Source organism: Pararhizobium sp. DWP1-1-3, assembly GCF_049896125.1.
Taxonomy (GTDB): Bacteria; Pseudomonadota; Alphaproteobacteria; order Rhizobiales; family Rhizobiaceae; genus Pararhizobium.
In genome coordinates, this window is the sequence record NZ_JAFCTR010000002.1 from 66,001 (window position 1) to 79,464 (window position 13,464).

A 13,464-nucleotide genomic window follows, 5' to 3' on the forward strand; every position below is an offset into this window, starting at 1 on the left:
CCTGGCTCGCAGAAGGTTCAGACGCTCCACGCGGAGCTTATGCTTGTGCATCCTCTTTTCGAGATGGCGAAACTCGGCCTTCGTCTTCAGGCGATCCACGCGGGGCTCCGGGCGTTTGGTCGCCCGCTGTTCCGGGCCTGTCGGGATGAGGACCGCCGTCTCCGGCATCGGCGATATATTTGGCGAAGAGTTCCTTGGCGCGCCGTTCAACGCGCTGATCGATTTCTGCAACGAATGCGTTGTAGCTTGTCTCGTCGAACGCGGTATCCGCTGCTGCCTGCCGGTCATGCGCAATCGTCCTTTGCAGGCTGTCGATCTTTTCCAGCGTCCGCACGATCACCGACATTGCCTCGATGCTCGCCTTGGCGTCGGCCTGGATCAGTTTGCGGTCGATCTCCTCGCCCGCAGCCTCTGCCCTGTCGTCGGAAAGCCGCCGCAGCCGCTTGAACTGCTGCATCTGCTCGCGCAATTCCCTGGTCATGGCGTTCAGCATGTCCTGCAGGTCATCCAGCGGCGACACGGCTTGCGCCTTGGTTTCGAGGATCACCCGGCGGGCAACATCCTCAAGCGCGGCATCCGTCCCGTGCGGCCACGCCCCGCCATAGACCGGCGCCTTCAGCCACAGGCCGAACAGCTCCGGATCGAAATCCAGATCAGACGTCATGACATTGTCCTTGAAACTTAACCCTCCCCTTGAGGGGGAGGGTCGGAGCGCAGCTCCGGGGTGGGGTGACCACTATGGAAAATCAAAGCTCATCGCAAAAACCGCAAAAACAGCCGCTTTCTCCTCTTCTCCCCTGCGGGGAGAAGGTGGCCCAAAGGGCCGGATGAGGGGGCCGCAATCTCCAAATATGCTGACACAGCAGAAGCGGCGAAGCATCCCGCCTCGCCCACTTTTCCGACTGTGCCATAACCCTATCAAACCACCGTCACGCCGTCAAGGATTATTTTCCTATTAGGATTATTTTCTTGAATTTGCGCTCATCGGGATGCGTGTTACACTTTGCCGATGAGAACCGAGGACCTGGAAAAGCGGGCGTTGAGCCTGCCGGGTGCCGTTGAAAGCGCCCATTTCGGCAAGCGCGATTTTCGCGTCGGCAACCGCATCTTCATGTCCCTGCCGGAGGCTGGCCGCGCCGTGGTCAAGTTCACCCCAGGCCAGCAGAAACTGTTCCTCGAAACCGAGCCCGGCGTCTGCGCTGCGGTTCCCGGCGGCTGGGGCCTGAAGGGCTGGACATCGGTCTATTTCATCGACGCCGATGACGGCATCATCGCCCATGTGATGGACACCGCCTGGCGCAATGTCGCGCCGAAAGGTCCGTCAAATGGTCACAAGACATCCGCTGCTTCAGCCGTCCCAGCAAGATTGGGCACCGCCGCTACAGCGCGGTCGTCAGCGCAAACCACACGGCAACCAGTGCCAGAAGAGCCGATAAGCCGCGCCGGGCCAATCGTTCGCGGCGCGGATCGTTGAGCACCGGCTCAAGACGCGCTGCCATCAGGGCAATCAAGGCATGGATGATTGTGGCCACCGCGACATAGGCTGCGGTCAATGTCAAAGTCTGGTGCATGACCGGCTGTTCCGGCGCCACGAAAGACGGCAGCACCGCGATATAGAACAACAGAGCCTTGGGATTGAGCAGGTTCGTCAGCAACCCGCGCAGGAAATAGCCGCGATAGCTGCCCGTCTGCGTTTCCTGCGGCCTGCTTGCAGAAAACCACCCTTCCGCGGCGAGATAAAACAGAAAGGCGACCCCTGCCCATCGCAGGGTCTCGTAGAGCGCGGTTGAGGACTGGACGAGTGCTGCCATCCCCAGAGCGCTGGCCACACCGATGACGGAAAGCCCCAATGCAATACCGGTGACAGCGGCAAACCCCGCCCGGCGTCCGTCCAGCGCCGAAATGACCGCAAGCCAGGTCATATTCGGCCCCGGAGTGATCTCGATCACCACGGCTGTCAGCATGAAAGGCAGCAGATTGACGGCGGACACAGGCTCGATCATTCCCGACTATAGGGCTGAAGACACCGGAGCCAAACGGTTTCTCCGCGCTTCCGGCGCAGAAATCCGTTTCCGCAACGCACCCGGCATTTACCGCGCGCTTTGCTCGCCCACCGTCAGCGGCCATTCCACCAGATAATCCTCCAGTTCCTCGACATCGATATCGTCCTCCGATACCGTGCGGCCACGCACCGAGATGCCCGCCTGATGGACCGTTTCCGGATCGCCGGATACCAGCGGATGCCACCAGTAGAGATCGATCCCGTCGCGCACCAGCCGGTAGCCGCAGGTCGGCGGCAGCCAGCTCAGCGTCTCCACCTCCTGCGGCGTCAGCTGGATGCAGTCCGGCACCGTCGCCTGCCTGTTCGGATAGTCCTTGCACCGGCAGCTCTCGCCGTCGAGCAGCGTGCAGCCGACATTGGTCCAGGCGATCTCGCCCGTGTCCCAGTCCTCCAGCTTGTTGAGACAACAGAGCCCGCAGCCGTCGCAGAGGCTTTCCCACTCGACATTGCTCATCTCGGCCAGCGTTTTCGTCTTCCAGAAGGGCTGTTCGCCCATGACGCTTATTCTTCCATCTGTTGGATTTCGACGACAATTTTACAAAACATTGCCGGATTTTTAAGGCTCATTACCGATATCGGCGTAGAATAGAAACCCGGCCCATGCAAATATCGGCCCTGCATCATTCCTTAAACCCACATCGGTTTAAGGATAAAATTATGCAGCAGGTATAAACGCTACAGCGAACCTTGGTGCGTCGTATGACGCACGGCGCTGTAGAACTTGACGTCATCAGGATGCCACCGCCTTGCAGGATCCAAGCCAAGACGACAGCCCGAACCCCGAGAATGGCGTCCCGAAGGACGACCGTCCGAGGAAGCGCCATTTCCTGCTGCGCGTCGATTCCTGGATCGATTCGACCGTCTGGAATGCCGGTTTCCGGCTTGGCGTCTGGTGGGAGGACATCACCATCTTCTTCCGCCGGTTTCGCGTGCGCGGCTGGAAGAAAGTGCTGTTCGAGGTGCTCGGCGAAGGCATGACCTGGGGCACGGCCGGCGCGGTGCTGATGCTGGCCTTGGCGCTCTCGGCTTTTGAGGACACCAAGGGCAACTGGCGGGCGCAGGGCGATTTCGCCGTCACCTTCCTCGATCGCTACGGCAACGAGATCGGCCATCGCGGCATCATCCACGAGGATTCCGTGCCGATCGACGAGCTGCCGGATACGCTGGTCAAGGCGGTTCTCGCCACCGAAGACCGCCGCTTCTTTGATCATTACGGCATCGATTTCTTGGGGCTTGCCCGCGCCATGACCATCAATGCCCGGGCCGGCGGCGTCGTCCAGGGCGGCTCGACCCTCACCCAGCAACTGGCGAAAAACCTGTTCCTGTCGAACGAGCGCACCATCGAGCGCAAGATCAAGGAAGCCTTCCTTGCCGTCTGGCTGGAATGCAATCTGTCGAAGAAGGAAATCCTGCGCCTCTATCTCGACCGCGCCTATATGGGCGGCGGCACGTTCGGGGCGGCGGCGGCCTCGCAATTCTATTTCGGCAAGAACATCACCGATCTCAATCTGGCCGAAAGCGCCATGCTGGCCGGCCTGTTCAAGGCCCCTGCCCGCTATGCGCCGCATGTCAACCTGCCGGCCGCCCGCGCCCGCGCCAACGAGGTTTTGACCAATCTCGTCCAGGGCGGGCTGATGACCGAGGGCCAGGTGATTGCCGCACGTCTCAACCCGGCAAAGGTCATCGACCGCGCCGAGGTCACAGCCCCGGATTTCTTCCTCGACTGGGCCTTCGACGAAACCAAGCGCATCGCCACGCCCTTTGCCCAGCATTCGCTGGTCGTGCGTACCACCATCGACATGGGCCTGCAGCAGGCGGCGGAAGAATCGGTCGAATCCAGCCTCCGGCAATATGGCGAGACCTACAAGGTCAAGCAGGGCGCCATGGTGATGATCGAGAATGGCGGCCCGGTGCGCGCCATGGTCGGCGGCCGGGATTACGGCGAAAGCCAGTTCAACCGCGCCACCAAGGCGCTGCGCCAGCCGGGCTCGTCCTTCAAGGTCTATACCTATACCGCCGCCATGGAGAAGGGCCTGAAGCCCGAATCGACCATCAGCGACGCGCCGATCACCTGGCGCGGCTGGTCGCCGCAAAACTATTCCAAGGGCAGCTATTCCGGCAAGGTGACCCTGTTGACCGCCATCGCCAAATCGATCAACACCGTGCCGGTGCGGCTTGCCAAGGATACGCTCGGCACCGAAGTCATTGCCGAAACCGCCAAGAAGATGGGCATCGAAACACCTGTTCGTACCGACAAGACCATGCCGCTCGGCACGTCCGAAGTCACGGTGATGGATCAGGCGACGGCCTATGCCGTGTTTCCCGCCGGCGGCCTGCAATCGCGCCGCCACGGCATCAGCCAGATCCTCAATTATGACGGCGATATCCTCTATGACTTCAACCGCGACGAACCGCCCGCCCAGCGCGTCGTCAGCGAACAGGCAAATGCCTCGATGAACTACATGCTGACCCAGATCCCGATCATCGGCACGGCGCGCAAGGCAGCGCTGGACAACGGCATCGTCGCCGGCGGCAAGACCGGCACGACGCAGGCCTACCGCGACGCCTGGTTCGTCGGCTTTACCGGCGATTACACCACCGCCGTCTGGTTCGGAAATGACGACTATACCTCGACCAACAACATGACCGGCGGCTCGCTGCCGGCCATGACCTTCAAGCGGCTGATGGACTATGCCGAACAGGGCATCGAGCACCGGGCCATCCCCGGCATCGACAATCCCTTGCCGGGGCCGGATGCGAAAAAGAAGCAAACCGAGACCGCCGCGGCAAAACCCGCCGACGAAAACGCCCTGCCGCCTTTGGTGCGGCCGCGTTCGCTGTCCTCGGAGGTCACCCGGCTGCTGAAATCGCTCAGCGAAAAGTTCGATACCGCCCCCGCCTTGAAAATCCAGGCCGAAACGCCCGGCAAAGTCGCTGAAATCGATCCGCAACCGACCGGCGATATCGCCAAGGGAGGCCGTGATGGCGGGCGGTGATGTGTTTGCGGCTGGTGTTTCCACCCTCCCCTTGAGGGGGAGGGTCGGCGCGCAGCGACGGGGTGGGGTGACCTGCCGCGACACCCAATGGATCACCCCCACCCGCAGCTTCGCTGCGACCTCCCCCCTCAAGGGGGAGGTAAAGAGGGACAGAGGGGGGTATGCAACCTCAAACTCCCAGCGTTATGACTCACCACTCCTCGCGCATTCCCGGTAGAATATCTTGTTCCGCATCCCCCTCCTCGTCGCCCTTGCCCTGTCCGTGGCCTTCGCCGTCGGTATCGTTTCCAGCGTATCGGCGCTCAAAGCCACGGCCGGCTTCGGGGCGATTGCGCTTGGTCCCTGGGTGGCCTTTCCGGATGCGCAGACGGAAAACACCGATCCCTATGCCAAGGCCCACCGGGCACGCGCCGGCAAGTTGCTCTATGGCGGGGCGGAAGGCCTGCAGTTTACCGCTGCCGCAGACAGCACCGGGCTAAAGCTGTCCTCCAACTGCTCCTATGATATTACCGGCGTCACCCCGCCCGCCCGCTTCTGGACGCTGTATGCGACCCATGCCAACGACCAGCCGATGAAGATCGCCCCGGAACTGCCGGCGGCAACCAATGCCTGGACGGTGTTGCGCCAGCCCGACAGTTCCTTCGTCATCCACGTCTCGCCGATTGCCCAGCCGGACAATTGGCTGGCGATACGCCGCGCCGGTGCCTTCAAGCTGGTCCTGACCCTGCTCGATACCCCGACGGCCGGCTCGTCCGGTCTCATCGATCTCGCCATGCCGACGATCGTCAAGACGGGGTGCCCGGATGCGTAGCGCGCTGTTTGCCATCCTTGTCGGCCTGGTCGGTGCGGCTCTCCTGCACATCGTCATCATTCTGGCCTTGCCGCAATTTACCGGCAAGGACGCCTATAGCCGGGTGCTCGGCCTCTATGAGATGGACAGTTTCTTTTCGCTGACCAGCGAGCCCGGCCCGACCGGACTTGCCAATGACGATCCGTTCCTGCGGGTCGCCGTCTGCGGATTTTCGGTGGATGCCGGGCCAGCCCGGTTCGTCGCCAAGGGTGCCGTGCCCTTCTGGTCGCTGGCGATCTACGACGCCAATTCCAACGAGATCTTCAGCATGAACGACCATACGGCCGTCAACGGCAATCTCGATCTGGTCATGGCCACGCCGATCCAGCTCGTCGATCTCAGAAAGACGCCGCCCGCAAGCCTTGCACAGTCGATCATGGTGGCGATGCCGCAAGAGGAAGGCTATGCGGTCCTGCGCGCGCTCGCGCCGACGAACAGCTACGAGGAAACCGTGCGCAATTTCCTGGCCGAATCCAGCTGTGAGCCGTTCCGGCGATAGGTCTTTTGGAATGCTCCCGCTGCCCAACGGCCGGGTCTTAAGACAAAAACTCTGAAATGCAATTCACCACGCGCCGGCGCTCCGCCGGAAAGCGTCGAACCGGTAGAAGTCTCAATGCTTCTTCGCGCTGCCTGGGGTCTTTTTCGCCGGGGCATGGCCCGGGTGACCGTCCAGCCGCTCATAGCGGATGCCGGTAAACAACAGGATCACCGCATTGCCTGGTGCAACCGGACCCATGGATGGTTTCGGTGGCGCCCGTACAAGGCGCTCCTCTAGCCTGATAACGTCTGCCATGCTCGTCTCCAAAAATGGTTGAGACGGATGAACTACCGTACTGATTTCACCCTGCCCGCTGTGCGGGCTGACGCGTCCGTTGTCATCAGGCTTGGTGGCCGTCAGGCTTCGGGCATCTGCGCCTTTCTCGTTGCTCCTTCTTCCGGGAATTCCGGACGTCACGCCATTCCATGCGAGAATGCCGATGATATCCAACGACATCACCTGCTGTCGGATTGAGCCATACGATAGTTAACAGCTCCTTAACGGTCAAAACGTCAACTGGCGCAAAACGTAGCTTCTCAGAAAAAACATCGCTTAAAGTGGCACTATCCGCAAATCGAAATGCCCGGCGCCTTGGCACCGGACATTTTTCCCGCCTTGCAGGAATTAGTATAGACGAGCGCTTACGCCAGTCAGTTTCGTGGGGAACATCCCAAACGCGGATGCCTAACGCCGCGCCAGCAAGCCGATCACGAATGAGACGCCGGCAATCGCCAGGAGGGTCGACACGGGTTCGTCGCGAATGCGGTCGCGAAGCCGCTCGGTCAGCACCTCGACTTCCGAGACCGCAACCGCTTTGGCACTGCTGCCGATGGCGGACACCGAGTCCGTCAGGCGTGAAATTTCGGCGCGCAACTCGGCCAGCTGGTTTTCCAGATCGGCTTTTGCCGTGCCGGCTTCGACCTCCGCACTGATTTCGGCATCATTGGGCACAGCTGCGAATTTCTTTTCGACCATGGTCAGGGCTCCTTTTTCAATGCTCCCTCAACGCATAGCTCCGCATTTGGTTCCCGCATACAGGCGGTAAACCGCACCTTTCTGCACCTTTTCATCGGCGCAGAATCCTATCCGCTCGTGATGGGTTCATCGCGGCTCGTACTGCTCCGCAGCTTAGGAACGAAGCAGGCGGCCTGCGCGTTACAAGGCACCGTACATAAAAACGGCACGCCCGGACGCCCCAAAAAAGTCACCTCAAAAAAGACAAAAAACAAAGGTGTCTGCAGAAAACCGCGCCCCACATACGCGCGCCGGATCGATAGGGATGGAAACAATGACACTACCGCGACGATATTCACTGAAATCAGCATTGATGGCGATAGCGGCGGCTTCGGCCGTTTTCATGCTGCCAGCCATCGCTCAGGCCGCAGAGGGATTTTCGACGGCGAATGTCAACATGCGCTCCGGCCCCAGCACCCGTTACCCTGCAGTCACCGTCATTCCGGTGGGCACGCCGCTTGAAATTCACGGCTGCCTTGCCGACACGCCGTGGTGCGACGTGTCCTTCTACAACGGCCGCGGCTGGGTCGCCGGCCGTTACGTTCAGGCGCAGTACCAACAACGCCGCGTTTTCGTCGGGCCGGACTATTACGGCTCGCTCGGCATTCCGCTGGTGACGTTCGAACTCGGAAACTACTGGGATCGCAACTATCGCAACCGCGACTTCTATCGGGAGCGGGATTTTTACCGCCGCGACCGCGACCGTGACCGCGTCACTCCGGATCGCCGGCCAAGGCGCGACTACAACACCTATGAGCGGCCGCGCGACAACTTTAACGACGGCATCGTCATCGAACGTCCTGGCCGCGACCGGGATAGCGAACGCATCGAACGCCGCCGGGACGACAATGCCCGGCAGTTCGAAAATGATCAGAACAACCGGCGGGAACGCGACCGGGAGCGCATCGAACGCCGCAACAACAACAGCGAGCAGCAGTTCGAGCGTCCGCGTGATCGCAACCGTAGCAATGACGGCGAGCAGTTCCAAAGACGCGACGGAAACCGGGATCCCAATCTGCGTCCCCGCTGCCGTCCTGGCGACGAAAACTGCAGCTAAGCCACGCTTCTCCGCAGGCGGATGAGCGGTAAACGACGGGCGGCACCATGCCGCCCGTCTTTTTGTATCAGCAACACCAACACGCCCTAGCCGATTTAACGGAAGTCGATTTAACGGAACGAAATCCTCGCGCATGGGTTGTCCCTTGTTGATGGGAGAACACCATGTTTCCAAGCCCTCTGCTGCACTGGATCGGCGAATATCGCCGCCGGCAATGTGCTCGAAGCGTCTATCCTGCCGTCGCTCTCATCGCCGACCAAGCCCATCTGGCCGGCTGGAGCCGCGAGGAGGTGCTCGTGGCGATTGCCGATGCTGCAGATCATCAGTTGGCGGATCTCACCGGCGGTCCCAACGCCCCTGTTTCCGGCCAACGCCCTGTTTCCGGCCATGCCAAGCCGCAGGCTGCCTCGCCCGAGGAACCAGTGCAAAAGCGCCTCGCCATGCAGCGCAATGGCACGTTTCTCCTGCGGTAAACGGAATATTAACCACGTCGCCCTATTCTCCAATCATCATTCAGCCATGATCGGCAGGGTCGGCATCGCCATTGTCGGCGCCAATGTTTTCAGCGCCTTAGCGTCGATGATAGTGGTAGCGCCAGCGGCATGCAAAGACGCTTTCTCCGGCTTTGTCTGAAATTTCGCCACCCTTTCGAACAAGCAGCAATGCTCAGGTGTTCGAAATCGGGACATTGATGTTATGCGTATGAGTGGGTGTATCCGTGGCGGACCGGTTTCGTGAGTTGGAAAGACCGCAGACAGGGCGGCTGAAGGACGTGGTCCTGATGGCGACCGTGACCGGTTTTGAAGGACTGCGCCATCCCCGCCGGACCGACCTCAAGCAATTCTCCGAACTGTTCGACCCGCTGTTTTCCGCCTCCAGCGACGAAGCCCGCCGCCAGGCTGCCGCCGCCCTCTCCCAATGCCAGCATGTACCGCCATCCGTGGCTCTGCAGATCGGCAATGCCCCGATTTCCATTGCTGCGATCTTCCTCACCCGCTCCAACGCGATCGATGACGCGACGCTACTGCAGGTGATCCGCAGCCAAGGACAGGCCCATGCCACCGCCATCGCCCGGCGCGACAACCTTTCGGTTCATGTCGTCGATGCGCTTGTAGAGCGCCGCCAGACCGCCGCCGCACCGGCAGAGACGGCCGTTCCCGCCTCGCAGGTCTCTCTCGCCGCGCCGACGACAGACGAGGCGTTGCAGCGCCGGCCGGAGGCGACGGCACAGGGCATGACCACGGCAAAACTGCTGCGCGAGGAAAAACTGCGCAGTGATCTGAAATCGCTGGCCCGCCTCCCCCAAAAGACCGTCCCCGTCCTGCCGGGCATCGAGCCCGTGGACCCGGTGCACGAGGCCCTGCTCGTTCGCTTCGCCCGTTCAGGCGAGGCCAATCTCTTTGCCGCCAGCCTGTCGGCAGCACTGTCCTCGAGCCCGGAACTGGGCGAGCGCATCCTGCTCGACATTTCCGGCCAGCAGCTCGCCACGGCATTGACGGCGCTGGACATGCATTCCGATGACAGCCTTTTCATACTCTGCGCATTCTATCCCGACCTTACCGGGCGGCTCGGCGGCACCACGCGCGGCGAAGCACTGCTCGCCTCCCTGTCAGCGGAAACCTGTCGCGTCCGCGTTCAGGCCTGGCTGCAAACGGACAGGAAAGACACGGTCGGCCCCTCCGAGCATCAGGCCTATCTGTCGCCCGACCGTGGCGCAGACCCGCGCCAGCCGGCAGCCCGCCAGGAACCGGCACGCATTGCCGCCGATCTGCAGCAGAAACGGACCTTCGGCCGCAGCCGCTGATTTCTTGAGGATTCAGCTGTGTTTTTCGCTCACCACGTCGAACAGGTCGCCGCGCCCATCGACTTCGATCTCCACCACCCAGCAATCCGGGTCGAAACGGATTTCGCGGGCAATCGCCTGATCGACCGCATCGGTATCCACGTTGTCTAGCCGTATCTCGAACAGCCGGCCGGGAGCCGGGTCATCGAAGAAACTCTGCGGTGCCGGCGCATAAAGCGTTTCGGTGCCGAGGCGTGACCGCTGCCGGATGAAGATCGCCCCCGCCTCGCCGGCCCCCTTGCGCAGCACGGCCGCATAGGCACCGAGGCCGAAGACCCGGCGAACGAGGGCGGATACGAAGATTTCGGATTTCAGGCGCATGGATGGCTGATACACCGGTGTTGGCGCGGGCGCAAATCTGCGGCCCCTTCACCGGCGCACTCGACCATCGTTTGCGGCAGCAAAAACCGTGACGCAACCGCGTGCCAAAAAACTCAGAGCGCGCCGATTTCCTTCATTTTTTTCAGCACCTTGTCGCTCGGCTGGCCGGTTTCGGGCAGGCGGTAGTGCTTTTCGAAATGGCGGATGGCGGAACGGGTCTGCTCGCCGGCAACGCCGTCGACGGAGACATCGCTATAGGCCAGATTGCTGAGGCCCTTCTGGATGTTCATCACCAGTTCGCTGGAGGCGGGAATATCGGCCTTGGGGATATATTGCGGATCGATTTCGGCATTGCGGATCGCCGCCGCCACCGGATCGAGTTCCCCCTTGCCGCCCTTGACGTTTTCATAGGGCCGCTGTGCCGGTTTTGCCGTGGACAGCGTTTTTGCTTTTGCCGGTGGTGCACCGCCTGCTCCCTGCAGGGCCGCCAGAAGCGTATCGCTGGCGGATCCGGTTTCCGGGCGGCCCGCCTGTTTTTCAAAACGCAGGATCGCGGCAGATGTCTTCGGGCCGGTCTTGCCGTCGGCCGGGCCGTCGTAGAAGCCGCGGCGCGCCAATTCCCTCTGGATGCCGGCCACCAGTGCCGTGTCGGTCGCAGCCGTTGCTGCGGGTGCAGACTGGATGATCTGCGAAACAGTTTCCGCATCCGCATCCGGCTCGGGCTTAGGCTGCTCGATGCTGGCGGTCTGCTGCTGCTCATCCTCGCGCTGGATGACGAATGTCGTCACCTTGCGCGGGGCAAGGCTGTCGTCGTCAGCGCCGATCCTGGCCGATTGCGGATCGCCCAGCGGAAGACGCGTGCGCAGGAACGGCGACGGATGGGCGCCGGGCTGATACCACATGGCATTGGCGGCAACGAAACTGAAGGCGACGGCAAACGCCAGCGAACCGCCGAAGGCGCGCGGATTGCGCGACGCCAGGCGGCCGGCGAAGGTCAGACCGCGCATCGCCAGGCCCAGGCTCACAAGCCCGGGGCCGCGCTGCGCCTTCTTTTTCTTCTCAGGCTGTTTTCGCTTGCGAGCCGTCATGACCTGCACCCCCGTTCATTCCATCGGCATCCCACCGGCTCGCTTCCGGATAGGTCTGGCCATCGGTCTTTACTCGCGTACGCTCCTTCAGGCGCGGCGGAAACTCCACCATTGTCTGTTCCACAGGTTCCTGCTCGTCGATGCCGACAATGCCCGAGCCGTCGAGTGCGATCGTCACGGTGATCACCGTGCCTTCGCCCGGACGGCTGCGGATGTCGAATTGCCCGCCATGCAGTGCCACCAGGCCCTTGACCAGCGACAGGCCAAGGCCTGTGCCCTCGTATTTGCGGGTATAGGCGTTCTGGATCTGCACGAAGGGCTGACCGAGCATCGACAGCTTGTCCTCGGCGATGCCGATGCCGGTATCGCTGACGATCAGGTTGAGATTGCTGCCGGCGATTTCGGCGTCGATGGTCACCAGCCCGCCGCGATCGGTGAACTTGATGGCATTGCCGACCAGGTTGATCAGGATCTGCTGGACAGCGCGCTGGTCGGCGTTGACCTCCGCGACATTGCGCATGATCCGGCTGGTCAGCTGGACGCCCTTTTCGCGCGCCTGCAGGCCGAGCATGGCTTCGCAGGCATTGACGACATCGGCGACCCGGAAAGGCTCGGGGATCAGCTCGTAGCGGCCGGCCTCGATCTTGCTCATGTCGAGCATGGTGTTGACCACCGACAGAAGATGGTGGCCCGACTGGTTGATCAGCGAGACATATTCCCGCTGCCGGTCGTTTTCGAGCTTGCCGAAATATTCGCCGGCCAAAATATCGGAAAAACCGAGAATGGCATTGAGCGGAGTGCGCAGCTCATGGCTGACGGCAGCCAGGAACCGGGTCTTGGCATCATTGGCGGTCTCGGCAAGACCGGTCTTGTGGATCGCCTCGGCGCGCAGCCGCGCTTCTTCGGAAACGTCGCGCGATTGGACGAGGATGGAGAACGCGCCTTCCGCCTCGCCAATCGCCGTCATTTCGCAGCGCATGTGGACGAACTGCTCGCCGCCGGCAAAGACGTTGGGATGCTCCAGCCGGATGTCGATGGTCGCCTGGCGGTCGCCCTGGCGCAGCGCATCGATGGCCTGCAGGAAGAGGATGCGGTCGGAAACATGGATCTGCTCGATGAAGCCCCGGCCGTAGGGATTGCGCATCCAGGCCAGATAGGCTTCGGCATCGCGGCCATGAACGGATGTGACCGAGCCGCGGATATCATGGACCGTGACCAGACCGGCAAAACAATCATAGTGGCGGGCGCCGTTATCGATGTGTGTCTCCCGGTTTTTAGCGATGACATAGGACGGCTTGCGACTGCGCTGATAGGCGATACCGCCGACGGCGGCGATCAGGGCGCCAGCGCCGACCAGGGCAGCACCCACCGGCAGGGCCAGCGAAACCGGCAGGGCGACGGACAGAGCGAGAGGAACGGTCGGGAAGGCCACGAGCGCGGTGGCGGCGACCGCCCGGATAACGGCGAACTCGCGGCTTGCCTCCGGCTCTCCCGCCTGCTGGCGGGGCAGCCAAAGGCGCGCGGCGTCGTCGATGCGCGACGCCATCCTGCCAGCAATGTTACGCAATACTCTCAACGTCCAACCCTGTACGCTCGTTCTTTTCCGGACCCCGTCATGGTTCCGTCCTTTATGGCCGAGCTGTCATCCGGGACCGGAAACGGTCTTTTCGGATGATCGCTTTGCACATCCGAATT

General features: G+C 61.9%; 15 protein-coding genes and 1 pseudogene. 7 read left to right on the top strand and 9 right to left on the bottom strand.

The genetic code is table 11. From position 1 onward, the window contains the following. Positions 1-37: 37 nt before the first annotated feature. Entirely contained in the window at positions 38-664 is a 627-nt protein-coding gene (locus tag ACP7BS_RS04800; RefSeq protein ID WP_426236589.1) for a hypothetical protein, read from the bottom strand. A 345-nt stretch (positions 665-1,009) separates the two neighbouring features. Between ACP7BS_RS04800 and ACP7BS_RS04805 the strand changes: the two are divergent. Next, positions 1,010-1,315, top strand: a pseudogene (locus ACP7BS_RS04805) (MmcQ/YjbR family DNA-binding protein); the annotation flags it as partial. Positions 1,316-1,379: 64 nt separating this feature from the next. Here the strand turns inward: ACP7BS_RS04805 and ACP7BS_RS04810 are convergent. Both ACP7BS_RS04810 and ACP7BS_RS04815 read right to left on the bottom strand, forming a co-directional pair. Next, a complete protein-coding gene (locus ACP7BS_RS04810) occupies positions 1,380-2,003 on the bottom strand; it encodes a LysE family translocator (protein WP_426236591.1) in 624 nt (207 codons plus the stop codon). A gap of 87 nt (positions 2,004-2,090) precedes the next feature. Then, positions 2,091-2,558 (bottom strand): YcgN family cysteine cluster protein, encoded by a 468-nt coding sequence (locus ACP7BS_RS04815; RefSeq protein WP_426236592.1) that lies wholly within the window; start codon positions 2,556-2,558, stop codon positions 2,091-2,093. A 250-nt stretch (positions 2,559-2,808) separates the two neighbouring features. Here ACP7BS_RS04815 and ACP7BS_RS04820 point away from each other — a divergent pair, with 250 nt between their 5' ends. The 3 genes from ACP7BS_RS04820 (at position 2,809) to ACP7BS_RS04830 (ending at position 6,407) form a co-directional block, all read left to right on the top strand. Next, positions 2,809-5,058: a transglycosylase domain-containing protein gene (locus tag ACP7BS_RS04820; protein ID WP_426236594.1), complete on the top strand. Its 2,250-nt coding sequence runs from the start codon at positions 2,809-2,811 to the stop codon at positions 5,056-5,058. Positions 5,059-5,281: 223 nt separating this feature from the next. Next, positions 5,282-5,869 (top strand): DUF1214 domain-containing protein, encoded by a 588-nt coding sequence (locus ACP7BS_RS04825; RefSeq protein ID WP_426228581.1) that lies wholly within the window; start codon positions 5,282-5,284, stop codon positions 5,867-5,869. Further along, complete coding sequence (locus ACP7BS_RS04830; protein WP_426228583.1) at positions 5,862-6,407, top strand: DUF1254 domain-containing protein; 546 nt, start codon at positions 5,862-5,864, stop codon at positions 6,405-6,407. Before ACP7BS_RS04825 ends, ACP7BS_RS04830 begins: the two co-directional genes overlap by 8 nt. A 111-nt stretch (positions 6,408-6,518) precedes the next feature. Here ACP7BS_RS04830 and ACP7BS_RS04835 read toward each other — a convergent pair whose 3' ends face one another. The 3 genes from ACP7BS_RS04835 to ACP7BS_RS04845 all read right to left on the bottom strand — a co-directional run bounded on the left by ACP7BS_RS04835 (position 6,519) and on the right by ACP7BS_RS04845 (position 7,805). Further along, positions 6,519-6,896 (bottom strand): hypothetical protein, encoded by a 378-nt coding sequence (locus ACP7BS_RS04835; protein ID WP_426236596.1) that lies wholly within the window; start codon positions 6,894-6,896, stop codon positions 6,519-6,521. A 234-nt stretch (positions 6,897-7,130) separates the two neighbouring features. Then, on the bottom strand, positions 7,131-7,421 hold the full coding sequence (locus ACP7BS_RS04840) for a hypothetical protein (protein WP_426236598.1): 291 nt from the start codon (positions 7,419-7,421) through the stop codon (positions 7,131-7,133). Positions 7,422-7,655: 234 nt separating this feature from the next. Beyond that, positions 7,656-7,805 carry a hypothetical protein gene (locus ACP7BS_RS04845; RefSeq protein ID WP_426237486.1) on the bottom strand — a complete coding sequence of 50 codons (150 nt, stop codon included), beginning with the start codon at positions 7,803-7,805 and terminating at the stop codon, positions 7,656-7,658. On the opposite strand from ACP7BS_RS04845, the gene ACP7BS_RS04850 reads away from it, so the two are divergent. The 3 genes from ACP7BS_RS04850 to ACP7BS_RS04860 all read left to right on the top strand — a co-directional run bounded on the left by ACP7BS_RS04850 (position 7,759) and on the right by ACP7BS_RS04860 (position 10,321). Then, positions 7,759-8,517: an SH3 domain-containing protein gene (locus ACP7BS_RS04850; RefSeq protein ID WP_426237438.1), complete on the top strand. Its 759-nt coding sequence runs from the start codon at positions 7,759-7,761 to the stop codon at positions 8,515-8,517. The two genes, ACP7BS_RS04845 and ACP7BS_RS04850, sit on opposite strands and share 47 nt — an antisense overlap. 164 nt (positions 8,518-8,681) lie before the next feature. Then, positions 8,682-8,990, top strand: coding sequence for a hypothetical protein (locus ACP7BS_RS04855; protein WP_426236600.1), 309 nt, complete (start codon positions 8,682-8,684; stop codon positions 8,988-8,990). A gap of 308 nt (positions 8,991-9,298) precedes the next feature. Further along, positions 9,299-10,321: a DUF2336 domain-containing protein gene (locus ACP7BS_RS04860; protein WP_426236602.1), complete on the top strand. Its 1,023-nt coding sequence runs from the start codon at positions 9,299-9,301 to the stop codon at positions 10,319-10,321. Between the two features lie 12 nt (positions 10,322-10,333). Here ACP7BS_RS04860 and ACP7BS_RS04865 read toward each other — a convergent pair whose 3' ends face one another. The 3 genes from ACP7BS_RS04865 to ACP7BS_RS04875 form a co-directional block, all read right to left on the bottom strand. Then, on the bottom strand, positions 10,334-10,681 hold the full coding sequence (locus ACP7BS_RS04865; RefSeq protein WP_426236604.1) for a DUF1491 family protein: 348 nt from the start codon (positions 10,679-10,681) through the stop codon (positions 10,334-10,336). Between the two features lie 113 nt (positions 10,682-10,794). Then, positions 10,795-11,769, bottom strand: a complete 975-nt coding sequence (locus ACP7BS_RS04870) for a peptidoglycan-binding domain-containing protein (protein ID WP_426236606.1) — start codon at positions 11,767-11,769, stop codon at positions 10,795-10,797. Continuing rightward, positions 11,741-13,315: a sensor histidine kinase gene (locus ACP7BS_RS04875; RefSeq protein WP_426237441.1), complete on the bottom strand. Its 1,575-nt coding sequence runs from the start codon at positions 13,313-13,315 to the stop codon at positions 11,741-11,743. Before ACP7BS_RS04875 ends, ACP7BS_RS04870 begins: the two co-directional genes overlap by 29 nt. Positions 13,316-13,464: the final 149 nt, after the last annotated feature.

What these genes read in the sequence shown, in the direction of transcription:
- ACP7BS_RS04860 (WP_426236602.1), top strand. Translation starts at nt 9,299, where the DNA reads ATGGCGACCGTGACCGGTTTTGAAGGACTGCGCCATCCCCGCCGGACC.
- ACP7BS_RS04830 (WP_426228583.1), top strand. Translation starts at nt 5,862, where the DNA reads ATGCGTAGCGCGCTGTTTGCCATCCTTGTCGGCCTGGTCGGTGCGGCT.
- ACP7BS_RS04870 (WP_426236606.1), bottom strand. Translation starts at nt 11,769, where the DNA reads ATGACGGCTCGCAAGCGAAAACAGCCTGAGAAGAAAAAGAAGGCGCAG.
- ACP7BS_RS04840 (WP_426236598.1), bottom strand. Translation starts at nt 7,421, where the DNA reads ATGGTCGAAAAGAAATTCGCAGCTGTGCCCAATGATGCCGAAATCAGT.
- ACP7BS_RS04815 (WP_426236592.1), bottom strand. Translation starts at nt 2,558, where the DNA reads ATGGGCGAACAGCCCTTCTGGAAGACGAAAACGCTGGCCGAGATGAGC.
- ACP7BS_RS04845 (WP_426237486.1), bottom strand. Translation starts at nt 7,805, where the DNA reads ATGAAAACGGCCGAAGCCGCCGCTATCGCCATCAATGCTGATTTCAGT.
- ACP7BS_RS04855 (WP_426236600.1), top strand. Translation starts at nt 8,682, where the DNA reads ATGTTTCCAAGCCCTCTGCTGCACTGGATCGGCGAATATCGCCGCCGG.
- ACP7BS_RS04800 (WP_426236589.1), bottom strand. Translation starts at nt 664, where the DNA reads ATGACGTCTGATCTGGATTTCGATCCGGAGCTGTTCGGCCTGTGGCTG.
- ACP7BS_RS04865 (WP_426236604.1), bottom strand. Translation starts at nt 10,681, where the DNA reads ATGCGCCTGAAATCCGAAATCTTCGTATCCGCCCTCGTTCGCCGGGTC.
- ACP7BS_RS04810 (WP_426236591.1), bottom strand. Translation starts at nt 2,003, where the DNA reads ATGATCGAGCCTGTGTCCGCCGTCAATCTGCTGCCTTTCATGCTGACA.
- ACP7BS_RS04875 (WP_426237441.1), bottom strand. Translation starts at nt 13,315, where the DNA reads ATGGCGTCGCGCATCGACGACGCCGCGCGCCTTTGGCTGCCCCGCCAG.